General features: G+C 60.2%; 22 protein-coding genes. 7 read left to right on the top strand and 15 right to left on the bottom strand.

Annotated features, from left to right (window positions below):
- Positions 1-247: 247 nt before the first annotated feature.
- Positions 248-1,573, bottom strand: a complete 1,326-nt coding sequence (locus L2I46_RS07725; RefSeq protein ID WP_236947709.1) for an MFS transporter — start codon at positions 1,571-1,573, stop codon at positions 248-250.
- A 382-nt stretch (positions 1,574-1,955) separates the two neighbouring features.
- Between L2I46_RS07725 and L2I46_RS07720 the strand changes: the two genes are divergently transcribed.
- Positions 1,956-2,756, top strand: a complete 801-nt coding sequence (locus L2I46_RS07720) for a YdcF family protein (RefSeq protein WP_102004086.1) — start codon at positions 1,956-1,958, stop codon at positions 2,754-2,756.
- Between the two features lie 61 nt (positions 2,757-2,817).
- Here L2I46_RS07720 and L2I46_RS07715 read toward each other — a convergent pair whose 3' ends face one another.
- Positions 2,818-2,955, bottom strand: a complete 138-nt coding sequence (locus L2I46_RS07715; protein WP_032452681.1) for a hypothetical protein — start codon at positions 2,953-2,955, stop codon at positions 2,818-2,820.
- On the opposite strand from L2I46_RS07715, the gene aldA reads away from it, so the two are divergent.
- Positions 2,954-4,393 carry an aldehyde dehydrogenase gene (gene aldA, locus L2I46_RS07710; protein WP_023289487.1) on the top strand — a complete coding sequence of 480 codons (1,440 nt, stop codon included), beginning with the start codon at positions 2,954-2,956 and terminating at the stop codon, positions 4,391-4,393. The genes L2I46_RS07715 and aldA overlap by 2 nt on opposite strands.
- 48 nt (positions 4,394-4,441) lie before the next feature.
- On the opposite strand, the gene gap is transcribed toward aldA, so the two are convergent.
- Positions 4,442-5,440 (bottom strand): type I glyceraldehyde-3-phosphate dehydrogenase, encoded by a 999-nt coding sequence (gene gap, locus L2I46_RS07705; protein WP_236947707.1) that lies wholly within the window; start codon positions 5,438-5,440, stop codon positions 4,442-4,444.
- 282 nt (positions 5,441-5,722) lie between these two features.
- On the opposite strand from gap, the gene L2I46_RS07700 reads away from it, so the two are divergent.
- Positions 5,723-5,881: a YqaE/Pmp3 family membrane protein gene (locus L2I46_RS07700; protein WP_002903230.1), complete on the top strand. Its 159-nt coding sequence runs from the start codon at positions 5,723-5,725 to the stop codon at positions 5,879-5,881.
- A gap of 39 nt (positions 5,882-5,920) precedes the next feature.
- Here the strand turns inward: L2I46_RS07700 and L2I46_RS07695 are convergent, their stop codons facing one another.
- From L2I46_RS07695 to L2I46_RS07680, 4 genes are all read right to left on the bottom strand, one after another.
- Entirely contained in the window at positions 5,921-6,313 is a 393-nt protein-coding gene (locus L2I46_RS07695; protein WP_236947705.1) for a DUF1398 domain-containing protein, read from the bottom strand.
- Positions 6,314-6,565: 252 nt separating this feature from the next.
- Complete coding sequence (gene yedF, locus L2I46_RS07690; RefSeq protein WP_004204092.1) at positions 6,566-6,799, bottom strand: sulfurtransferase-like selenium metabolism protein YedF; 234 nt, start codon at positions 6,797-6,799, stop codon at positions 6,566-6,568.
- Positions 6,796-8,007 (bottom strand): selenium metabolism membrane protein YedE/FdhT, encoded by a 1,212-nt coding sequence (gene yedE / locus L2I46_RS07685; protein ID WP_023289489.1) that lies wholly within the window; start codon positions 8,005-8,007, stop codon positions 6,796-6,798. The genes yedF and yedE overlap by 4 nt, the downstream gene beginning before the upstream one ends.
- A gap of 103 nt (positions 8,008-8,110) precedes the next feature.
- On the bottom strand, positions 8,111-8,464 hold the full coding sequence (locus L2I46_RS07680) for a DUF1304 domain-containing protein (RefSeq protein ID WP_065805677.1): 354 nt from the start codon (positions 8,462-8,464) through the stop codon (positions 8,111-8,113).
- 238 nt (positions 8,465-8,702) lie between these two features.
- Between L2I46_RS07680 and L2I46_RS07675 the strand changes: the two genes are divergently transcribed.
- Positions 8,703-9,182 (top strand): hypothetical protein, encoded by a 480-nt coding sequence (locus L2I46_RS07675; RefSeq protein WP_162823501.1) that lies wholly within the window; start codon positions 8,703-8,705, stop codon positions 9,180-9,182.
- A gap of 70 nt (positions 9,183-9,252) precedes the next feature.
- Here L2I46_RS07675 and ydfZ read toward each other — a convergent pair whose 3' ends face one another.
- The 3 genes from ydfZ to malX form a co-directional block, all read right to left on the bottom strand.
- Positions 9,253-9,456: a putative selenium delivery protein YdfZ gene (gene ydfZ, locus L2I46_RS07670; protein WP_004151566.1), complete on the bottom strand. Its 204-nt coding sequence runs from the start codon at positions 9,454-9,456 to the stop codon at positions 9,253-9,255.
- A 244-nt stretch (positions 9,457-9,700) separates the two neighbouring features.
- A complete protein-coding gene (locus tag L2I46_RS07665; RefSeq protein ID WP_065805673.1) occupies positions 9,701-10,873 on the bottom strand; it encodes a MalY/PatB family protein in 1,173 nt (390 codons plus the stop codon).
- 52 nt (positions 10,874-10,925) lie between these two features.
- Positions 10,926-12,518: a maltose/glucose-specific PTS transporter subunit IIBC gene (gene malX / locus L2I46_RS07660; protein ID WP_065805671.1), complete on the bottom strand. Its 1,593-nt coding sequence runs from the start codon at positions 12,516-12,518 to the stop codon at positions 10,926-10,928.
- A 173-nt stretch (positions 12,519-12,691) separates the two neighbouring features.
- Between malX and L2I46_RS07655 the strand changes: the two genes are divergently transcribed.
- On the top strand, positions 12,692-13,720 hold the full coding sequence (locus tag L2I46_RS07655) for a Mal regulon transcriptional regulator MalI (RefSeq protein ID WP_048334909.1): 1,029 nt from the start codon (positions 12,692-12,694) through the stop codon (positions 13,718-13,720).
- 39 nt (positions 13,721-13,759) lie between these two features.
- On the opposite strand, the gene L2I46_RS07650 is transcribed toward L2I46_RS07655, so the two are convergent.
- Together L2I46_RS07650 and manA are read right to left on the bottom strand one after the other, a co-directional pair.
- A complete protein-coding gene (locus L2I46_RS07650; RefSeq protein WP_236947703.1) occupies positions 13,760-15,319 on the bottom strand; it encodes a YdgA family protein in 1,560 nt (519 codons plus the stop codon).
- Positions 15,320-15,405: 86 nt separating this feature from the next.
- Positions 15,406-16,584 (bottom strand): mannose-6-phosphate isomerase, encoded by a 1,179-nt coding sequence (gene manA / locus L2I46_RS07645; RefSeq protein WP_023289494.1) that lies wholly within the window; start codon positions 16,582-16,584, stop codon positions 15,406-15,408.
- A gap of 201 nt (positions 16,585-16,785) precedes the next feature.
- Here manA and fumA point away from each other — a divergent pair, with 201 nt between their 5' ends.
- The gene (gene fumA / locus L2I46_RS07640; protein ID WP_085550812.1) at positions 16,786-18,432 is read left to right on the top strand and encodes a class I fumarate hydratase FumA; all 1,647 of its coding nucleotides are present in this window, start codon (positions 16,786-16,788) and stop codon (positions 18,430-18,432) included.
- Between the two features lie 337 nt (positions 18,433-18,769).
- Positions 18,770-20,170: a class II fumarate hydratase gene (fumC, locus tag L2I46_RS07635; protein ID WP_023289496.1), complete on the top strand. Its 1,401-nt coding sequence runs from the start codon at positions 18,770-18,772 to the stop codon at positions 20,168-20,170.
- Here the strand turns inward: fumC and tus are convergent.
- The 3 genes from tus to L2I46_RS07620 form a co-directional block, all read right to left on the bottom strand.
- Complete coding sequence (gene tus, locus L2I46_RS07630; RefSeq protein ID WP_032452693.1) at positions 20,160-21,092, bottom strand: DNA replication terminus site-binding protein; 933 nt, start codon at positions 21,090-21,092, stop codon at positions 20,160-20,162. The two genes, fumC and tus, sit on opposite strands and share 11 nt — an antisense overlap.
- A gap of 75 nt (positions 21,093-21,167) precedes the next feature.
- A complete protein-coding gene (gene rstB, locus L2I46_RS07625) occupies positions 21,168-22,469 on the bottom strand; it encodes a two-component system sensor histidine kinase RstB (RefSeq protein WP_032452694.1) in 1,302 nt (433 codons plus the stop codon).
- Between the two features lie 265 nt (positions 22,470-22,734).
- A complete protein-coding gene (locus L2I46_RS07620) occupies positions 22,735-23,097 on the bottom strand; it encodes a hypothetical protein (protein WP_023289499.1) in 363 nt (120 codons plus the stop codon).
- Between the last annotated feature and the right edge of the window lie 117 nt (positions 23,098-23,214).

Raw genomic sequence — 23,214 nt, 5'->3', positions numbered from 1 at the left:
TTACTGAGCCTGGGATGAGCGGTTTCCCACGTGGCGCGATCTCCCTGTAGGCCCGCGCAAGCGCAGCGCCGCCGGGCGGGATAGTCGGCTTCGCAGCAGCTTTACTGCCCGGTGGCGGCTGGCGCCTTACCGGGCCTACTGTCTTACTGAGCCTGGGATGAGCGGTTTCCCACGTGGCGCGATCTCCCTGTAGGCCCGCGCAAGCGCAGCGCCGCCGGGCAGGATGGTCGACCCGGACCGGCTGCGGTTAGGCGCTTTCCGCCCGGGGGCGCGCCGCGCCAGGGACGGATTTCATCCGGCTGGCGCAGAATATCGCCAGCAGCGAAATCGCCACCGTAACGCCCAGGTAGACGGCCACCGGTCGCCAGTCACCATCGTATTTCGCCAGCAGACCGGTGGCGATAAGCGGCGCGGTGCCCCCGGCCAGCGCGGCGCCCAGCTGGTAACCCAGGGTGATCCCGGTGTAGCGCACATTGGCGCTGAAAATCTCTGAGCACAGGGTACCCAGCACCGCGGTCACCGGCGCCCACAGGATGCCGAAGGCAACGATCGTCGCCAGCATAATGCCCCAGCTGGTGCCGGTGTCGAGCAGCAGGAACCACGGAACGATAAACAGCCCCAGCAGCACCACGCTCAGGGTGTACATCTTTTGCCGGCCCACCTTGTCGGACAGCAGCCCCATCAGCGGGATCATCACGGTGGCCACCAGCGCGCCGAGGGTGACGGATTCCAGCGCCTGCGACTTCTGATAGCTCAGGGTGGTAGTGGCGTAGCTGACCACAAAGGTAGAGAAGATATAGAAGGGGGCGGTCTCCACCACTTTCAGACCCGCGGCGATCAGCACCTCCCGCCAGTGGTGTTTGAGCGTCACGCGCAGCGGAGCCTTCGCCACCTGGCCAGACTGTTTCACCTGCTTAAAGGCGGGCGTTTCGTCGATATCTTTGCGGATCCACAGGCCGAGGAAAACGAGGACGGAGCTGAGCAGGAACGGAATGCGCCAGCCCCAGGCAAGAAACTGCGCCTCATCGAACAGGGTCATCAGCGAGACGATAAAGGTCGCCATCAGCATGCCGATGGTCACGCCGGCCTGAGGAATACTGCCGAAAAAGCCTTTCCGCTTTTCCGGGGCGTATTCGTAGGCCAGCAGCAGCGCGCCTCCCCATTCGCCGCCGATACCCATGCCCTGAATAATGCGCAGGATAATCAGCAGGGCGGGCGCCCACAGGCCTACCATTTCGTAGGTGGGCAGCAGGCCAATGGCCACCGTGGCGCTGCCCATTAGCGACAGGGTCAGCACCAGCGTCTTCTTGCGACCGATGCGATCGCCGATGTGGGCGAAAATGACCCCGCCGATGGGGCGGATAAAAAAGGTGAGCGAAAAGGAGAGCCAGGAGAGGATCAGGCCGATGACCGGGTCGACCATCGGAAAGAAGATTTTGTTAAACACCAGCGCGGCGGCAGTGCCATAGAGAAAATAATCGAACCATTCGATGGCGCTGCCGGTCAGGCTCGCGATCAGGACCTTCTTGTTTTTCTGCAGAATGGATGCAGTGTTGCTTTCTGGATTGCTCATTACGAAACGTTCTCCCGCCACGGTAAAAGGTCAGGTGTCACTCTGTGCGTGCAGGGTGCAACCTGATGTGAAAAAAGGTTGTGTAATTGTTAAGCAACTTAGAGTTGATGGTTACAATTGGCAAGTTATCCCTCGGCAACGCGGGCGAGAAAACGCGCTTTTGTCTGGTATAACCGCAAGGTAAATTTTTATTTTCCACCTGTTTTTGCTGTTTTTTGTTATTTTCATGGTCAGTTATTCAGGTGCAACCTGCGTGTTTTTAGATGTTTCTTGTTATTTCAAAATGGTTACAAATCAACGTCGCTTTGCGCCCCGGCAGGCGGCGTTTATGATGGCCGGACTATCCTCTCTGCGCGGCTGAGAGGTGATTAAGGAGATCAGAATGGCAGAACAATTTCCCCCGCTGTCGGCGACGACGCTGGCGGCGGCTAACCTGACTGGCGGCTGGCTGGCGCAGAACGATCTGGCGACGCTGACCCCGCCGCCGGCAGTGGATGTGGTGGTGCTGGCTGGCAATGCCGTGATCCCCACCATCGACGCCGCCTGCCGGCTGGCGAAGGAGCAGGAGGTTCCGCTGCTGATCAGCGGCGGCATAGGACACTCCACCGGTTTTCTGTATGAGGCGGTGCGCGAGGATCCCCGCTACCGTTCCCTCGCGGTGGAGGGCCGCCCGGAGGCGCATATTCTGGCGGATATTGCGCATGACTTCTGGCACATTCCTCGCCCGCGGCTGGTGGTGGAGGATCGGTCGACCAACTGCGGGGAAAACGCGCGCTTTACCCGCACAATGCTGGAGAGCCGGGGGATCCCCCATCGTCGCGGGATCGTCATTCAGGACCCCACCATGCAGCGGCGGACGATGGCCACCTTCGCCCGCGTCTGGCAGGGGGCGACGACGCCGCCGCAGTGGCTGAGCTTTCCCGGCTGCTCGCCGGTGCTGGAGCAGACCGACGGCCAGCTGGGGTTCGCGGGCGGCGGGGCGGGGCTGTGGCCGGTGACCCGCTACCTCGCGCTGCTGCTGGGCGAGTTGCCGCGCCTGCAGGATTCCCCTGAAGGGTACGGTCCGCGGGGGAAAGACTTTATCAGCCACGTGACCTTCCCGCCGGCGATCCTCGACGCCTGGCGACAGCTGCGGGAGGATGACCGGCTTGCCGGGGCGCTGCAGGCCCGCCTCCTCGGCTGAAAAATGCCCGTTTGCGGCAGATTTATCGCAAACGGGCAATTTGTGTTATTGAAATGTAACCTCAACCGGCCATTTTAGGCCCGGTTTTATGAATCAGCTCACAGAAATGCGCCAACGTGCTGCAAATCCACGGCTTATCCGCCCGATATTTAACAAAAAAATCACTTGTTAAATACAAATGCACCACAGGAGCAGCCATGACAGCACCCGTTCAACACCCAATGTATATTGATGGCCAGTTCGTTACCGGTCGCGGCGACGGCTGGATCGACGTGCTTAACCCGGCGACTGAAGCGCTGCTGTCGCGGATCCCGGACGGGACCGCGGAAGAGGCGCGGCTGGCGATTGACGCCGCAGAGCGCGCCCAGCCGGCCTGGGAGGCGCTGCCGGCCATTGAGCGCGCGGGCTGGCTGCGCAAAATTGCCGCCGGCATTCGTCAGCGTGCCGACGACATCGCCGGGCTGATCGTCGCTGAAGGGGGCAAGATCCAGCAGCTGGCGGCGGTGGAGGTTGCGTTTACCGCCGACTATCTCGACTACATGGCCGAATGGGCGCGGCGGTATGAAGGGGAGATCGTGCAGAGCGACCGTCCCGGGGAGAATATCCTCGTCTTCAAACGCGCGCTGGGGGTGACCACCGGGATCCTGCCGTGGAACTTCCCGTTCTTTCTTATCGCCCGCAAGCTGGCGCCGGCGCTGATCACCGGCAACACTATCGTCATTAAGCCCAGCGAATTCACGCCCAACAACGCCATCGCTTTCGCCGAGATCGTCCACCAGGTTGGGCTGCCGAAAGGGGTCTTTAACCTGGTGCTCGGCCGTGGGGAAACCGTCGGCCAGGAGCTGGCCGGCAATCCAAAGGTGGCGATGGTCAGCATGACCGGCAGCGTAGCGGCGGGGGAGAAAATCATGGCCGCCGCGGCGAAAAATATCACCAAAGTGTGCCTCGAGCTCGGCGGCAAAGCGCCGGCCATCGTCATGGACGATGCGGATCTGGAGCTGGCGGTGAAGGCGGTGGTGGACTCGCGGGTGATCAATACCGGGCAGGTGTGCAACTGCGTCGAGCGGGTCTATGTTCAGCAGGGGATTTACGACCGCTTCGTCAACCGCCTCGGCGAGGCGATGAAGGCTGTGCAGTTTGGCGACCCGGCGGCGCGCGATGACATCGCCATGGGGCCGCTGATTAACGCCGCCGCGCGGGATCAGGTGGCGCGCAAAGTGGCAAAGGCGGTGGCGCAGGGGGCGCGGGTCGCGCTGGGCGGTCAGCCGCAGGAGGGGAAAGGCTATTTTTATCCGCCGACCCTGCTGCTGGATGTGCGTCAGGAGATGGATATTATCCATGAGGAAACCTTCGGGCCGGTGCTGCCGGTGGTGGCGTTTTCGACGCTCGATGAAGCGCTGGCGATGGCCAATGACAGCGATTATGGCCTGACCTCTTCGATCTACACCCGCGATCTTAATGTGGCGATGAAGGCGATTAAGGGGCTGAAATTCGGCGAAACCTATATCAACCGCGAGAACTTTGAGGCGATGCAGGGATTCCACGCGGGCTGGCGTAAATCGGGGATCGGCGGCGCAGATGGCCGCCATGGCCTGAATGAGTACCTGCAGACTCAGGTGGTCTATCTGCAGGCCTGAGGCGCTCAATGCAGAATCGGCGGGCAGCGCAGGCTGTCCGCCGTTCACTTAGCGGGCAAATTTCTCCAGCACGCGGATCAGCTGGGTGACAAAGCCGTATTCGTTATCGTACCAGGCGACGGTTTTCACCAGCTGTACGCCGCCGGCCTCCACAATCTCCAGCTGGGTGGCATCGTAGATTGAACCGAAATGGCTGCCGATGATATCGGAAGAGACAATCTCTTCTTCGGTGTAGCCAAAGGATTCATTGCCCTCTGCCGCCTGCTTCATCGCCTGATTGACCTCATCCGCGGTCACTTTTTTCTCCAGCACCGACACTAGCTCCGTCACTGAGCCGGTTTTGGTCGGTACGCGCTGGGCATGGCCTTTCAGCTTCCCGCTCAGGGCGGGGATCACCAGGCCGATAGCCTTGGCCGCGCCGGTAGTGTGCGGGATGACATTTTCCGCCGCCGCCCTGGAGGCGCGCAGATCTTTACCGCGCGGCCCGTCCACCAGCGACTGGGTGCCGGTATAGGCGTGGATAGTGGTCATGGTGCCTACGGTGATGCCGAAGGCATCCTGCAGGACTTTGGCCATCGGCGCCAGGCAGTTGGTGGTGCAGGAGGCGACGGAGATGATGGTGTCATCCGGCGTCAGGGTGTCATCGTTGACGTTATAGACGATGGTTTTTATCTCGCCGGCGGGGGCGGAAATCAGCACCTTGCGCGCGCCGGCCTGAAGATGGGCCTGCGATTTCTCTGCCGAGGTGTAGAACCCGGTACACTCCACAATCACTTCCGCGCCCGCCGCCTGCCACGGAATATGCTGCGCCTCTTTTTCGGCATACACGGTGATGGTCTTACCGTTGACGATCAGCGCATCTTCCGTGAAGTCGACGCTCCACGGGAAGGGGCCGTAGTTTGAATCATGCTTTAGCAGGTAGGCCAGTACTTTTGGCGAGGTGAGGTCGTTGATAGCCACCACCTCGAGGCTGCTGTCGACTTCTAATAAACGGCGTAACACCAGACGTCCGATACGACCAAATCCATTAATCCCAAGTTTACTCATGGATATTCTCCGGTTGGTAAAACGACTCGATGTGATAAAACTCCTCCAGGCTTAGTCCTGACTCGCAGCCAGGTCAACTGACAATCTGTGCGGTTCGCTGCCGGGCCCGCAGCATGAGCCAGAAAAGTGGATGTTTTGGCGGGCTTTTTTATCCGTGACGGCAGGGAATAATTTTTGTTACCGGAGATGAGGGGGCCGCCTGCTGGCGAAGCGGTGAAAAGCGTCTATGCTTAACTATTGAATAACTTAGTAAAATATTGCCGTTAGATAAAGGGAGAGCTTATGGGATTCTGGAGAATCGTTTTTACTATCATTCTGCCGCCGCTGGGAGTACTGCTGGGGAAAGGTTTCGGCTGGGCGTTTATTCTCAACATTATTCTGACTCTGCTGGGCTATATTCCAGGCCTGATCCACGCCTTTTGGGTGCAGACCCGCGATTAAGGGCTGACCCCTCAGGCCAGGCTTCCCCCTGGGACCCGCTCAGGGGGGAATCAGGCTCTCTTTGTACAGCAGCCTGTTTTCCTTCGACCAGTAGTGGCGAGTCTCCTCGTCCAGGTCGACGCTCCACTTAAACACCCCGGCGCTGGCGAGATCCCTGCAGTACTGTTCAAAGTTGATGGCGCCGGCAAAATGGCGGATGACCGCGGCCGAGGTCAGCCGATGGCTGGGGGCGTTGCGCACGCGCAGCAGGCCGCGGGCGCTTTTTATCGTGATCACCTCGTCGTTGGCCATCACAAAATTCATATTGCCGGTAGAGACAAAGTAGATATAACACGAGACCTGATGCCGACGCAGTTCACTGGCGAAGGTGGCAAAATCGGCATCTGCACGCACTTGCTCAAAAAAATGACCCAGCCTGGCCAGCAGTTCCATTTCTATCCTTATTGTGTTGCGGTGTGCGGCTTTGGCCGGTAGCGGCAGAAACCATTCACGAAGTTACTTATTCGTATTTTAATAATATAGGCGCGTTATATTAAGGGTTATTGGATAACTGGAACATCGTTTCAAGTGTTACAATGTATTGCAATCGTTTGCCTGCACGGCCCCTCTGGTGGTGAGGAAATGGCGTGACGGGAGACGGGGAAACCCATGCCGGCGATGAAGGTCGCCGGCGGGGAAACGGGGTTACTTCTGGATCAGATAGCGAATGGTCGGGCCATCCTGCTGAATATCCAGCACCGTATAGCCATGGTTCCTGGCATCAAGCGGAATGTTATTGATCGACTGCGGACAGTCGCTAATCACTTCGAGGATCTCGCCTTTTTGCAGGGAGGGCATCGCCTCCAGGGTGGCGACCGCCGGATAGGGGCAGGGCTCGCCGACCATGTCCAGGCGATAATCAGGGATGATGTTCTTCATGCGCTCTCCTTCGCGGTCCGGACCGCTGCCGACTGGCGGCGGAAAAAATGTCTCTCCCAGGCGATCACCAGCAGCAGGGCGATCAGCAGCAGCAGATAGGTCGCCAGCAGTCCGCCGAAGGGACCAAAAGCGTTCAGCAGGTTGACCTTTTGCCAGTGGGTGGCGAGCGGGGCGGCGATATCGTCCCAGCACCAGGCGAGCAGCGTGGAGCCGATAACGTTGCCCAGCCCCACCCACCAGTAGTGAACCTGGCCTTCCACCGCCCGGTACATCCAGCCGGTTTCACAGCCGCCGGCCAGCACGATGCCAAAGCCAAACAGCAGCCCGCCAATCGCCGCGTTGGGACCGGCCCACATGATTTTCGGCGCCATCCCCAGTTGCACATAGCTGAAGATGCCGATGGCGCTCGCCGCCATGCCGAAGATTATCGCCTTCGCCATCACCGTCCGGCCGGTGATCCACATATCGCGAAAGGCGGAGGTGAAGCAGATCTGCGCGCGCTCGATAAGCAGACCGAAGCCGATGCCGAACAGCATCGCCAGGCCGAGCGCAGGGTGGTCTGCGGCGGTGAGCAGGCCCCAGCCGATCATGGCGAAAAAGATCACCATGCCCAGGCGGAAACGGCGGCGCGCCTGCTGTGGTTTTTGGGTTAACGGCGAAGCAGCGGATACCTTTTGCATTTTTACCGGTATGCGAAAAAGAGGCAGCAGGGTGAAGCGAGCGCCAAACCAGGAGCCGATGGCGGTGGCGATGGCAAACAGCCAGGCGTGCAGGGAGAACTGCGGAATGCCGGTGAAAAAGGCCGCCAGGTTGCAGCCCATCGCCAGCCGCGCGCCGAACCCGGCGATGATACCCCCGGCTACGGCCTGCACAATGCGGATCCGGCTGCGTGGCAAGCGCAATTTGACGTTATTGGCCCACAGCGCCGCGGCCAGGCAGCCGCCGAACATACCGATGATCATCCTGCCGTCGATGCGGGTCAGCGGCGTCCCGTCGAGATGGATCAGCTGATAATAGCCCCACTGTTCGCTGTGGACCCCCAGCAGCTGCAGCAGCTGGCCACCCCAGCGGGTAAATTCGCCGGTCACCGCCCAGAAGGTGCCGGTGATGCCAAAATAGTAGGTTGAGAGAATGCCCGCGGCGATGACCGCCGGGACGGGGGACCAGAACCGGATAAGCCAGGCCTGTTTGAAGGATTGCCATGTCATAAAAATGCCTCTGAACTCAGAAGGTATTAAAGGTCGATGACCGACCGAAGGGGGCACATAGTATCCGCCTTACCGCCAGCTTTCTCTGTTTTAGATCAAGGCCCTACCCCTGCGTCAGCACAGCAAGCAGCGCCAGCAGCGCGGGCAGCGCCTGAATATAGAGAATTTTGCGGCTGGCGGTCAGCGCGCCGAATACCCCGGCGGCCAGCACGCAGGCGAGGAAAAAGATCACCACCGGCTTGCCGGACTCCCCCAGCCACAGTCCCCACGCCAGGCCGGCGGCCAGGAAACCGTTATACAACCCCTGGTTGGCCGCCAGCACCCGGGTTTCCCGGGCGAAATCGGCGCTGAGGTTAAAGGCCCGGCGCCCGGCGGGCGCTTCCCAGAAAAACATCTCCAGCACCAGGATGGCGAGATGAATAATAGCGACCAGCGCAACGAGGAGAGTGGCTAACACAGCAGTCCTTAATCGATGAGATGAATGTGTCTGCAGTATAGCCGCTGGCGCTCACCAGGCGAGAGGGCGACTGCTATAGTGCATATAGCGTCATGTTTGCCTGCCGCGACGAGCGCCGGTTTATCTGATTGCCCTTTGGTTTAGCTTAGCGGTGATAGTATGCCGGGTTCTTTTTTACGGGTGTGGCGTAGGTTACTGAATGTTGAATAAATTATGGGTTGTGTTATCCGGGCTGCTGTTGGTTGCCATGCCGTCGGCGCAGGCCGGGGAATTAAATCTCTATTCGATGAATACCGGCTCCTATGTTTATCACATGACCGGCAACCACGGACAATATAACGAGCATTTCAACAACAACTTTTTCTCGGTGGAGCGCAAGTTTTCAGCGGATTCAAAATACAGCGCGCTGGTCGGCACCATGAAAAACAGCTTCGACGATCGCTGTCTGACCCTCGGCGTGCGCCGCGACTGGCTGAAAAACGACACCGGCTGGCTGCTGAAAGGGGTGTATGCCTATACCGGAGAATTTTTCTTTGACGCTTTTAGCCACTGCGGCGATTCAGGCACCTACCGCACCGCCAAAAAAATCACCGGCGTCGGTTTTTCGCCCTATATCTATCATGGTCTGCAGTATAACTTTACCGATTATTTCGGCGTCGAGGGCGGGATTATTCTCCCGGCGATCTTTGTGATGAGTATTCAGTGGAGCTTTCGCTAAGCGCCTGTATCAGGCCGGTAAAGGAGAGGCCACCCTGGGTGGCCTGCTCATGTTGCCCTGGCGGCAGGGATTAATGGAAACCGAGACGGATCAGATCTAACGGACAGAAGCGGCCCTCGCAGCCGTCGATTTCCACGCAGTCCGCCCGACGCAGCTGCTCGGCGGTTTTCCCCTCGCCATGGATCGCTTTAATCACGCCCGTCGTACCGTTACCGGCGATCATGACCATACTGCCGGTGGCAATAGCGTTACGATTACGGTCATAGGTTTTCATGCTCTCCTCCTCAATAAACCAGTGTAAGCAATGATTAAGCGGCCAAATTAATACCGCTTCCTGCCTAAAAAAGTTTTGAGGAATATCAAAATTATTTTAATAATGCCGACATCAGCCGGGCGCGAGAGTCATTCATGGCCGCTACAGGGTTTGCCTGCGCCAGGGGAAAAGCCTCGATCATCCTGCCAGCCATCTGGCAGGCAGGATAGGGTTTGACAACCAGATAATTCACTTTGCCGGCGCATCAGATAAGGCTGCGCAGGGCGGCTATCAGCCCTGCGACACCGCGCTCCAGCTTCTCGCGTGAACAGCCGACATTGAGGCGCAGAAAGCCATTGCCTTCGGGACCATAGGTATACCCCGGCATAATCGCCACCTTCTGCCCGGCGATCAGCGCCTGTTGCAGCGCGCGGTCGTCAATGTTGAGGGGGCGGAGGTCGATCCACGCCAGGTAGGTGGCCTCCGGCGGCTGCCAGCGCAGCGCGGGAAAGGCGCGATTGAGCGTATCAGCCACATAGCGCAGGTTCTCCTGCAGGTAGTCGCGCAGAGCGTCGAGCCAGGGCGCCCCGTCGCGGTAGGCGGCGACATGAGCCACCAGCGCAGGGACCGAGGGCGACGAGAGCCCGTCGCGCGCTTTCAGCGCCTGCAGATAGCTGTCGCGGCAGTTTGCCTCCGGGATAAAGCCATAGGCTCCGGTAAAGGCCGGGATATTGAAGCTCTTCGACCCGGAGGTGAACAGCGCCCACGGCCCCCGAGCCACCTCGCTCCACGGGATATGACGGTGGTCGCCCCAGGTCATGTCCATATGAATTTCATCGCTAATCACCCTCACGCCATGCTTTTGGCACAGGGCCGCCATGGTCTCGAGCTCCTTGCGGCGCCACACTTTCCCCGTTGGATTGTGCGGGCTGCACAGCAGCAGCAGGGTATTCTTCGGCTCCGCCAGCGCCGCTTCCAGGCGCGCCATATCGCAGTGCCACTGATTGTTCGTCAGGGTCAATGGCACCGGGGCAATCTGTCGGCGGTTAGCGGTGATGGTGTTATAGAACGCATCGTAGGCGGGAGTATGCACGACGACGCCGTCGCCTTCTTGCGACCACTGACGGATGGTTTCCGCCACCATATAGATAACCGACGGTCCGTAGACCACCGTTTGCGGATCGATGACGCTGTGAAAGCGGCTGGCGTACCAGTGGGCAATCGCCCCGAGAAACGCCTCGTTCTGCCAGCGGCTGTAGCCGAACACGCCGTGGGCCAGCCGCCGACTGACGGCGTCGAGAATGCAGGGCGCGGTGGCGAAATCCATATCGGAGATGGTGAACGGCAACAGGTCGGGGACGCCAAACCGGTCAGCGACATAGTCCCACTGCGTGCACCAGGTGCCGTGGCGGTCGATGGGGGTGGAAAAATCAAACATCGGAACTTCCTTAGCGAGGGTCCCCCTCCGTGCCGGAAGGGGACCGGTGGGATCAGGCCTGAACGGTATTCATCAGCGTGGCCATCTCATCTTTTACCGACTGCACCTGCGGGCCAATAACCACCTGCAGATTATGCTGGTTGAGCTGAACCACCCCAATGGCGCGATGGGCTTTCAGCGCGGCGGCGTCCACTTTGCTCATATCGTGTACCGACAGACGCAGACGGGTAATGCAGTTATCCAGCGAGACAATGTTGTCGGCGCCGCCGAGGGCCGCCAGAATCGCCGGCACGTTATACCCGGATTTACCAATGGTGCCAGCGACCGCTTTCTCCACGCTGGCGGCGGTGTCGATATCGCGGCCCGGCGTTTTCAGATTGAAGCGGGTGATGGCGAAGCGGAAGATGGCATAGTAGGCCGCAAACCAGATTGCCGCCACCACCGGCACCAGGTACCACTTGGTCGCCAGACCATGCAGGATGCCAAACACCACGAAGTCGATGATATTGCCGTCGGTGTTGCCGATGGTGACGCCGAGCACCGCCATGAGGGTAAAGCCGAGACCGGTCAGCAGGGCGTGGATGACATACAGCACCGGCGCCACGAACAGGAACAGGAACTCCAGCGGCTCGGTGGTGCCGCCCACCACGCAGGCGATCACCCCGGAGATCAGCAGGCCTTTAATTTTATGCCGGTTTTCCGGGCGGGCGCAGTGGTACATCGCCAGCGCGGCGCCCGGCAGGCCGCCGAGGAAGGCCGGCATCTTACCCTGCGACAGGAAGCGGGTGGCGCTTTCGGCGAAGCCGTGGGTGGTCGGGCAGCTTAGCTGCGCCTGGAAGATGGTCAGCGCGCCGCTGACGCTGTGGCCGCAGACGTCAAGGGTACCGCCGGCTTCCGTGAAGCGGATCAGCGCCACCAGGATGTGGTGCAGGCCAAACGGCAGCAGCAGTCGCTCGCCGGTGCCAAAGATCATCGGCCCAAAATCGCCGGCGCTGTTGATCATCTTTCCGAGGGCGTTGATCCCCATAGCGAAGACCGGCCACACCAGCGGGATCGCCAGCCCGACCAGACCCAACACCACGGTGGTGACGATCGGCACAAAGCGGGTGCCGCCGAAGAAGGCCAGGGCGTCCGGCAGGCGAATGTTGTGGAAGCGCTCATGCAGCAGCCAGACGATAATCCCGGCGATAACCGCCCCGAGGATCCCGGTATCGATCGACGGAATGCCGATGATGTTCTGGATATTGTTGGCCTTGAGAATAGCGGCGTCGGTGGTGGGTAGAATGCCTTTCGCCGTCAGCCAGAAGTTGACCGCCAGGTTCATGACCGCGTAGCCGACAAAACCGGCGAAGGCGGCGACGCCTTTGTTCTCCCGCGCCAGCCCCAACGGGATGGCGATACAGAACATCACCGGCAGGAAGCTGAAGGCAAAGGAGCCGACTTTGCTCATCCAGATAAAGATGGCCTGCAGCAGCGGTATATCCAGCCACGGCAGCAGGGTCAAAACATCGTGACTGCTTAACGAGCTGCCGATCCCCAGCATGATCCCGCAAAACGAGAGCAACGCCACGGGCAGCATAAAGGTTTTTCCCAGCTGCTGGAAAAATTCCCACAGGGTGATTTTTGGTGCGGTTTTCGCCGTCATAACGCGGTTCCTGATTCTCAAGTGGTCGGGAAGAACTAACGCCACGGCAAGATAAAACGTTTTACCACTTTTTAGTGCGATAAAAATCACATATTCAAGCGATAATAAGGTTTATAAAGATCGCACAATGATAAAACGTTTTATCGACAGGCAAGGGAGTCAGCCGGCACGCTATGGCTATCGCAAAAAAGATCACCATCAATGATGTGGCGCTGGCCGCCGGCGTCTCCGTGAGCACCGTTTCGCTGGTGCTGAGCGGGAAAGGGCGTATCTCCAGCGCCACCGGCGAGCGGGTTAATCAGGCCATCGAGCAGCTGGGATTCGTGCGCAACCGTCAGGCCGCCTCGCTGCGCGGCGGACAGAGCGGGGTGATTGGCCTTATCGTCAGCGATCTCTCTAAACCGTTCTATGCCGAGTTAACCGCCGGCCTCACCGATGCCCTGGAGAGGCAGGGGAAAATGGTGTTTCTCACCCAGGGAGGGCGCAGCGGCGAGAAGATGGCGCAGCGGTTTGACACGCTGGCGGCGCAGGGGGTGGATGGGGTGATCATCGCCGGGGCCATCGACCGCGGGAGCGAGCTGCGCGAGCGGGCGGCGGAGGCGGGTGTGCCGCTGGTGTTCGCTTCCCGCGCCAGCTATCTCGACGATGTCGACCTGATCCGTCCGGACAACATGCAGGCGGCGCAGCTGGTGACCGAGCATCTGATCCGCCGCGGCCATCAGCGGATCGCCTGGCTTGGCGGCCAGAGCTCGTCGCTGACCCGCGCCGAGCGAGTCGGCGGCTATTGCGCCACCTTGCTGAAATACGGTCTGCCGTTTCACAGCGAATGGGTACTGGAGTGCGAATCGAGCCAGAAGCAGGCGGCGGAGGCGATGACCGCGCTGCTGGGGCAAAATCCGACCATCACCGCGGTGCTGTGCTACAACAATGTGGTGGCGACCGGCGCGTGGTTCGGTCTGCTGCGCGCCGGAAGGCAGAGCGGGGAAGATGGCGTCGACAGCTACTTCGAGCAGCGGGTGGCGCTGGCGGCGTTCGCCGATGTGCCTGAGGCCGCGCTTGACGACCTGCCGCTCACCTGGGTCACCACCCCGGCGCGCGAGATGGGGAAAACGCTGGCGGAGTCGATGCTGCGGCGGCTGGAGGAGGGCGCGGGCGAGACGCGAAATCAGATCATGCCCCCGCGGCTGGTGACGAGAAAATGACGGAGACGGCGCGCGCTGGCCGTCTCCTGAGCCGATAAATTACGGCTGCGGGGCGGCGTCGTCCTGCTGAGGCGCGGCGTCATCCTGCTGCGGCAGGCCCTCCTGCGGCGCGCTGTCCGGTAACGAAGGCGCTTCGAGACCAAACATCGCGGCAAAATCCTCCAGCGGCATTTTCTGGCCGTTCAGCGTCACCTGGCCGTTCGCGTACTGCAGGCTGCTGCTGATGGCGTTATCTTCCATGGTGGTGATGCGGAACATCTGGCCCATCGCCGCCAGGCCTTTGACCTGCTGATCGGCGAGTTTGGCGGCGTCGGCTGGCTGGTAGCCTTCCAGACCGGCGATCTTAGTCATAAACTCCGTCGCCATATCCACCGGGATCACCACTTTGCCGTCAAGGGACTGCACCACGCGATCCAGGCTGTCCGCCAGGGTCTGCGGCGGGGCGGTCACCAGGGCCGGATCTTTCAGCAGCACCGAGAGGTTGAGGCTGCTTTCGCCTTTGGCATTGCGCCAGCTCAGTGGTGAGATAGTCACCGACGGATTGCCCTTAAGCAGGATCGGCAGCGCATTGAAGAGGGTTTCGGTAAGCGCCTGCTGGTACAGCTCCGGGTTCTGCGCCAGCTCTGGTTTCGCCAGCAGCGCCTGAGACTGCGCGCTGTACTGCTGGCTGAACTGGTGCCACGCCTGACCGTCGACGTTATCCACTTTCAGCGTCAGTTTGCCGCTACCCATATCCTGACCCTGCAGCTTCAGGCTGTTGACGGTGTAGTTCACCTGGCTGTTCACGCCTTTGCCGTCCTTGGTCAGCGTGGAGCCGCCGTCCAGCGCCATGCCGTCAACCAGCGCCAGCTCTTTGCCTTCGACGCTGATGGCCAGTTTATCGAGGGTCATTTTTTGCTGGCCGATACGCTCGTTGAAGCTGGCCAGCTCGGTGGCGCCGTCGGTGGTCAGGTTGACGAAGCGCAGCTGCACCTTCTGGTTATATTCGTTGAGAGCATCGATCTGGCCGCTGCCGGCCTGGCCCTTCAGACTGATGTTTTTGCCGTCGCGGTCGGCGTCGAGCTGGAACTCGCCGCCGCTGAAGGTGACTTTCTCATCCCCTTTGGCGTAGTCGAGGGCATTGAGGACGATCGCCGACTGGCTGTCGCCGCTGTAGGCGATGCGCGTATCGACAGTAAAGGGGGTATTGCCTTTGGCTATCTCGAACAGCGCCTGGCTGGCGTCGTTTTTCACCAGCGTGGTGTGGACCGAGGCCATCGCCGGGGCCAGATTAAAGGTTTTTAACGAGGCCAGCGGGAAGGGGCCGTGATCGACCACCTCGTCAAGCACCACGCTCTGCCCGGCGGCCAGCCAGCCGTTAGCCTGACCGGCGATCGGCTTCACCACCAGCTGCAGATGGCTGCTGAACAGCCCGCGCTGGTAGTCCTGATAGCTCAGCTCCAGACCTGACTCCGGCGCGCTGCTGCGTAACTGCGCGTTAGCCTGCTGCACCATATCGGCAATCCGGCCTTCCAGCTGTTTGCCGGTGTACCAGGCGCCGCCTGTCCATACCACGCCCAGCGCCACGATGATTCCTGCTGCGACCAGCGATTTTTTCATAGCATTTGTCCATAAATGAAGCCAGGCGGAGAGACCGCCTGGCTGAGTTGTCATAATCAGTAAGCGCGACCTGAAAGGTCTGTCGTTTACTGGAGCTTATTGAACACGCGCGCCACGCGGCCATGGCCGCTGACCTGCACCGGCGACTCATTGGCGGCCACAAAGGCCGATTCGCCCGGCTTGAGGGTCAGGCTCTGGTCGCCTTTGCGCAGCAGGGCTTCGCCGTCGACGCAGAAAACGATCGCCGCGCTCGCCTGGGCCAGATCGCTGGCTTCGGCGGAGAGATCGTGCAGCGAGAAGGCAAAATCTTCCACCGGGATCGGGAAGTCCAGCTCCGCGCCGTGCCGCTGCGGCTGGGTCAGCAGCTCACCCGCCGGTTTGGCCTCGAACTTGACGTTGGCCACCAGCTCAGGGATATCAATGTACTTCGGCGTCAGGCCGGCGCGCAGCACGTTATCCGAGTTGGCCATCACCTCCAGCGCCACCCCCTGCAGATACGCGTGCGGCGTTTCGGCAAACAGGAACATCGCTTCGCCCGGATTCAGCTTCACCACGTTCAGTAGCAGCGGGGAGAAAAGGCCGCTGTCGTCGGGATAAAATTCGGCGATCAGGCGGATGGTCTGCCACGGTTCGCCCTGTTCGCGGTCCAGCACCTCGCGCAGCGCCTGCAGCGCCTGCGCTTTTTCCTCGCCCTGCATATTCAGCAGGCTGGCAAACAGCTGGCTCAGGCGAGCCGCGTCCGGCTGCTGCAGGAAGGCGCCGATCGCCGGGTGCGCGTTAGCCACCGGCTGCAGCAGGCTGACAATCTCGCTGAACTCGCGAAACGCGTTCATCGCCAGGAACGGGGTCAGGGCGAAGACCAGCTCCGGCTTGTGGTTCGGATCTTTGTAGTTACGTTCGGCGGCGGAGAGGGGGATGCCGGCGGCGTTCTCGCGGGCGAAACCCTCTTCGGAGGCCTGCTTGTTAGGATGGACCTGAATGGAGAGGGGCTGCGCGGCGCACAGCACTTTAAACAGGAACGGCAGTTCACCGAAGCGCTGCGCCACTTTGTCGCCGAGCAGGGCGGCTTTGTCCGCGTCAATCACTTCGCGCAGCGAACGCGGCTGGCCGTCTGCCGCCAGGATCTGCGAGCTGCTCTTCGGATGCGCCCCCATCCACAGCTCTGCCATCGGCAGGTTGTCCGGGTTGGCGATGCCATACAGTTCAGTTAAGGCGGTGTGGCTTCCCCATGCATAGTTCTGCACGGCGTTAATCAGCTTTTGCATTCTCAATCCCTGTTTCAATCAAAGTAAAATTTATCGCCCTATTAAACCAGCAAACGCTGGAGAAGCAACTGCTGAAAGAAAAAGTCGTCCCTGTCTCAGTTTTTGTTAAAAATTTGTGTAAAATTGATCGACTCGCTTTTCTACAGGCACATGGAGTCCCTGCCTGAAACATAATCAGCCAAAGCAGTAAGTGAGAGTACAATGTCGAATAAACCGTTTGTTTACCAGGATCCTTTTCCCCTCAAAAAGGATGACACCGAGTATTATCTCCTCAGCAGTGATTACGTCTCCGTCGCCGAATTTGCCGGCCAGGAAGTGCTAAAAGTTGACCCTCAGGCGCTGACCCTTCTGGCGCAACATGCCTTCCACGACGCCTCCTTTATGCTTCGCCCGGCCCATCAGCAGCAGGTAGCGGATATCCTTAACGACCCGGAAGCCAGCGAAAACGACAAATACGTCGCCCTGCAGTTCCTGCGCAACTCCGATATCGCCGCCAAAGGCATTCTGCCTACCTGCCAGGACACCGGCACCGCCATCATCATGGGTAAAAAAGGCCAGCGCGTCTGGACCGGCGGCGGCGACGAAGCCGCGCTGGCGCAGGGGGTATACAACACCTACATCCAGGACAACCTGCGCTATTCGCAGAACGCCCCGCTGGATATGTATAAAGAGGTCAACACCGGCACCAACCTGCCGGCGCAGATCGACCTCTATGCTACCGATGGCGATGAGTACAAATTCCTCTGTATCGCCAAAGGCGGCGGCTCGGCGAACAAAACCTATCTCTACCAGGAAACCAAAGCGCTGATCACCCCGGCGAAGCTGAAAAACTATCTGGTGGAGAAGATGCGTACCCTCGGTACCGCTGCCTGCCCGCCGTACCACATCGCCTTTGTCATCGGCGGTACCTCGGCGGAAGCGACGCTGAAGACCGTCAAGCTGGCGTCCACCAAATATTACGACGGTCTGCCGACCGAAGGTAATGAGCACGGCCAGGCGTTCCGCGACATTCAGCTGGAGCAGGAGCTGCTGCAGGAAGCGCAAAACCTCGGCCTCGGCGCGCAGTTCGGCGGCAAATACTTCGCCCACGATATCCGGGTGATCCGCCTGCCGCGCCACGGCGCCTCCTGTCCGGTAGGGATGGGGGTTTCCTGTTCCGCCGACCGCAACATCAAAGCCAAAATCAACCGCGACGGCATCTGGATCGAGAAGCTGGAGAGCAATCCGGGGAAATATATCCCTGAGCATCTGCGCCAGGCCGGCGAAGGCGAAGCGGTAAAGGTGAACCTTAACCAGCCGATGAGCGAGATCCTGGCGCTGCTGTCGCAGTATCCGGTCTCCACCCGTCTGTCGCTGAGCGGCACCATTATCGTCGCCCGCGACATCGCCCACGCCAAGCTGAAAGAGCTTATCGATAATGGCGAGGAACTGCCGCAGTACGTGAAAGATCACCCGATCTACTACGCCGGCCCGGCCAAGACGCCGGACGGTTACGCCTCCGGCTCCCTCGGCCCGACTACCGCAGGCCGCATGGACTCTTACGTCGATCTGCTGCAGTCTCACGGCGCGAGTAAGATCATGCTGGCGAAAGGCAACCGCAGCCAGCAGGTCACCGACGCCTGCCACAAGCACGGCGGTTTCTACCTCGGCAGCATCGGCGGCCCGGCGGCGGTACTGGCTCAGCAGAGCATCCGCAGCCTGGAGTGCGTGGCGTATCCGGAGTTGGGGATGGAGGCGATCTGGAAAATCGAAGTGGAAGACTTCCCGGCGTTTATCCTCGTCGATGATAAAGGCAACGACTTCTTCCAGCAGATCCAGACGTCGCAGTGCGCCCGCTGCGTGAAATAAACCTGGCCGCCCTTCGGGGCGGCTCTGGCCGATGACAAACCTGTTTTCGTTATCGTGCGCGCTTTCTGCCGGGTGGCGGCTTTCGCCTTACCCGGCCTACGAAAACAGCACTATCAACCGGTTATGCCATTCCCTGTCGGCCCGCGCAACCGCAGCGCCGCCGGGCAATTCCTGAAGATGGCACGTTGTCAGCCGTCCGGGCCGTCCTTCGGGGCGGCTTTTTTATGCCGCTTTGCGGCACGAACCACCAAAACAACTTATCAATCTGGCCAATACTTACTCTTTTAAGCAGGTGAGCTTTGTCGCTATGACGCACTTTTCATCCAAGGAGAAAGTAATGACAACGCATCGCAGTGAAAAAGACTCGATGGGCGCCATCGACGTCCCGGCCGATAAACTCTGGGGCGCCCAGACCCAGCGTTCGCTGGAGCATTTCCGCATCTCGACCGAAAAAATGCCCGGGGAACTGATATATGCCCTCGCGCTGACCAAGCGGGCGGCGGCGAAGGTCAATCAGGATCTTGGCCTGCTGACGGCGGAGAAAGCCGGGGCGATCGTCGCCGCCGCTGACGAAGTACTGGCCGGAAAACACCCCCAGGAGTTCCCGCTGGCTATCTGGCAGACCGGTTCCGGCACCCAGAGCAATATGAATATGAACGAGGTGCTGGCTAACCGCGCCAGTGAACTGCTCGGCGGTGAGCGGGGGATGGCGCGAAAAATCCACCCCAATGACGATGTCAATAAAAGCCAGAGCTCGAACGATGTGTTCCCCACCGCCATGCACGTCGCGGCGCTGGTCGCCCTGCGGGAAAAATTGCTTCCGTCGCTGCAGGCGCTGCGGGCCACGCTCAACGAAAAAGCGGTGGCCTTCAGGGATATCGTGAAGATCGGTCGCACCCATCTGCAGGACGCCACGCCGCTCACCTTAGGCCAGGAAATCTCCGGCTGGGTGGCGATGCTGGACCATAGCCTGAAGCATCTTGAAGCCAGCCAGCCGCACCTTGCCGAGCTGGCGCTGGGCGGGACGGCGGTGGGGACCGGGCTGAATACGCATCCGGAATATGCCGTGCGGGTGGCGGCCGAGCTGGCCTCGCTCAGCGGACAGCCGTTTGTCACCGCGCCGAATAAATTCGAAGCGCTGGCCACTGTCGATGCCCTGGTCCATGCCCACGGCGCGCTGAAAGGTCTGGCGGCCTCGCTGATGAAAATCGCTAACGATGTCCGCTGGCTGGCCTCCGGGCCGCGCTGCGGGATTGGCGAAATCGCCATCCCGGAAAACGAGCCTGGGTCATCGATTATGCCCGGTAAGGTCAACCCGACGCAGTGCGAGGCCCTGACCATGGTCTGCTGCCAGGTGATGGGTAACGACGTGGCGGTGAATATCGGCGGCGCCTCGGGTAACTTTGAGCTCAACGTCTATCGGCCGATGGTCATTCACAACTTCCTGCAGTCGGTGCGTCTGCTGGCGGACGGCATGGCGAGCTTTAACGAGCACTGTGCGGTGGGGATTGAGCCGAATCGTGAGCGGATCACCCAGCTGCTCAACGAGTCGCTGATGCTGGTGACCGCGCTGAATACCCATATCGGCTATGATAAAGCGGCGGAGATCGCCAAAAAAGCGCACCATGAGGGGCTGACCCTGAAGGCTTCGGCGCTGGCGCTGGGCTACCTGACGGAAGCCGAATTCGATAGCTGGGTGCGCCCGGAACAGATGGTCGGCAGCCTGGCTACTCGCTAGCCAGCCAGAGGTGCAGACGAGGGATCAGTAATCTCAGCGCCTGCGCCTCCGGTTTGTAGCGGTATTGCACGTTGTCGGCATCGTAGTTGAGCAATTCGCCAATATCCGGCACGCTGACCCCCTGGCTACCGGACATCAGGGCGATCAGCGGGCTGGGGCAGGCGTACTGCACCTGTTTCTGCTCGCTGGCATACCAGACGCGGGCAATCGGCTGCACTTTCACCGGCCGTTTGATTTTTAGCCGCGCCCGCTGCGGCAGGGCGGCGATATCCTGATACTCCCTTTCCAGTTTGCTCTGCCACTGCTCGCGGGTCCAGGGCGGCACCGCCCGCGGCGATTGCAGGCTTTTTTCCAGCATCATCAACACCTGGTCGCGGGTCAGATTTTTGATCACGTGCTTATTGGCCCAGCCGAAGCGGATAGTGCTCGGGTCGAGGAGGGGCGTTAGCGTGCGATAGGCGCTGAGGGTGATTAACCCAGGCAGATGGCGATGCACCCACTCAAAGCGGGCGGTGGGGGGCAGGCCAGCGTCGACAGTGACGATTTTCTCGAAGGTGGCCTTCAGGGCGTTAATCTGCTGAATGCGCGCCAGCAGCACCTGCTGTTCCGCGGCGGTGACCTGGAGACAGATAGCGCCCGGCAGGCGGACGGCGGCTTTGCTGCTGCGGGTTTCCGACTGCTGCTGGATAAACAGATGGCCGTAGTGGCGCAGGGCGAGATCCAGCGCCGCCTCGCCGGTGTGCTGGACGACCGTAATGTTCGCCAGCGGGTCGTGCTCGGCATCCTTACTGATCGCCGGCAGCTCAAACACCCGGCCCGCCAGCAGCCGGCAGGTCGCTAACGCCTGGCGCAGCGCCTGCAGCTCCAGCTCGATCTGGCGAAAGGTATCATTCAGACGTTCAACGAGGTCGTAGCTGGCCATCGCCTTCACCTTAGTTACAACATACTATTCGATTTTTGCAGCATACCCAGCCCGCGGCCTCTGCGCAAGTTTTATTCAGGCAGAGGTAAAATCGGGCAACTGATGATAGACCGGCCAGCTAAAGCAGAAGCGGGCGCCGCCGAGTGGACTGGCCTCGCAGCGAACGTCGCCCCCCATCGCCTGGGCGATACTGTGGACGATGGCCAGGCCGAGGCCGCAGCCTCCGGTCGCCCGATCGCGGCTGGGGTCAAGACGAACAAAAGGTTCGAACACCCGCTCGCGCTCCTCGGGGGCAATGCCCGGGCCGTCATCGTCGACCTGCAACGACGCGCGGGAACCCTGCAGGGTCAGGCTGACCGCCACCCGCTGACCGCTGTAGCGCAGGGCGTTGTTCACCAGATTATCCAGCACCCGCTCCATCAACCGCATATCCAGCGCGCCATAGTTGCCGCGGGTCAGCGTCGCCAGGCCGACTTCGCGCTGCGGGTTGACCATCTGGATATCCTCGACGTGGTCGCTGATCCAGGCGGGGAAATCGGGGGTGGTCAGGCTGAGCTCCGTCTGCGGGCGGTCGAGACGGGCGTAGGTCAGGAGCTCTTCTATGAGCGCCTCCAGCTGGCCGATATCGCGGTTCAGCGCCTGCGATTCCGCCTCGGTGAGGTTTTCGCTCATCTCCAGACGGTAGCGCAGGCGCACCAGCGGCGTCCTGAGCTCATGGGCGATGCCGTCAATCAGCTGCTTTTTACTGGCAATGAGGGCGTTAATGTTGTCGGCCATCTGGTTGAAGGCCACCCCGAGCCGCTCAAAGCTGGACATGCTGTCAAAATGAATACGCTCGCTGAGGTGGCCTTCGCCAAAGCGCTGGGCGGCGGTCTCAATGCGCAGCATGTCCTGCCAGTGCGGACGCATCCAGATAAACACCGGGAAGGCCAGCGAGATAGCGATAAATGCCATCAGCGCCACGTCCAGGAGACGCATTTCATGCAGAAAATAGAGATAGGGCACCGGGCCCACGGATAACACATAGTGGCTGCGGGGGATGCGCTGGATAAAGGTGTACTGGTCGTCGAGCGCGACGATATCCCCGGCGCGCAGGTGCTGCATCGAGCTTTCCGACAATTTGAATTTGCTCATCGGCTCGATGTGCAGGTCGAACGACAGATTAAGGTCCAGTTCTTTCAGCGTTTTGCTCCAGTCGCGAGGCGGAATTTCCCGCAGCTCGCTGCGCATCAGATACAGTGAGCTTTTCATCAGATCGTCAAGCGACTGCCGGCCGGCGCGTTCAGCGGTAAATTTATAGACCAGACCCACCAGCATGGTCATCACCAGAAAGCAGACGAAGAGCAGAAGGTAGAACTGCACGAACAGCTTTTTCATTACATTACCGCATAGTCAAAAAGAGAAACCTGCCGGCGCCTCGGGACCATCTGCCCGGCGAGGCGGAAACGTCTCGGGTTTACCGGGGCGAGCCGAGGCCCGCGCAGGAGTAACCGATACGCTATCAAAGCAGGGTTTATGCCCCCTGACAATAGCCAGCCGGGGGGGAGCTGCGCCGTTAAAAATGTGACAGTGTCACTTGTTGCGAGCTTACCTCTGCATTAGGCAAGGATTGTCTCCAGTGTCATCTGCGCGCCGCTGGGCGCTACTCGCGATAGTAGGGGATATCCACCGGATAGAGGGTGGCCAGGCTCAGCAGTCGACAGCGCACCAGCTGTTTTGCTTCGGCATACCAGTAAGCAAATTCGCCGGTGGTCTGGTGGTAAATCATCTGATCAAGATTAGCAAACGGGATCACCAGCAGCGGCCCCTGGCGCACGTATCCGCCGCCGGTTTCGAAATGGTGATCTCCCCAGGATTGCTGGGTATGTTGATAGCGGTGGAGGAGCACCTTAATTTGCCCGCGCTGTGGACAGAGGAGCCGGATATCGGCGTTGTCGAGGGAAAAAGCCCAGCCAGAGAGTGACGTGAAGAGGGTAAGTGCCAAAAGTACAACGTATTTCATCATGCAAAAGTCCTGTGTTTTCAGGCTTTATGCCATTCTGATAACGGTAAGTCCTTGAGCACAATCATATTGAGGGGTTATGTGATGGGCTTCTGTACGGCGAAACATATTGATTTACTC

The organism is Klebsiella sp. 2019SCSN059 (genome assembly GCF_021739525.1).
In the GTDB taxonomy this organism is placed as follows: Bacteria; Pseudomonadota; Gammaproteobacteria; order Enterobacterales; family Enterobacteriaceae; genus Klebsiella; species Klebsiella quasipneumoniae.
This window is presented reverse-complemented; position numbering and strand designations above follow the sequence as displayed.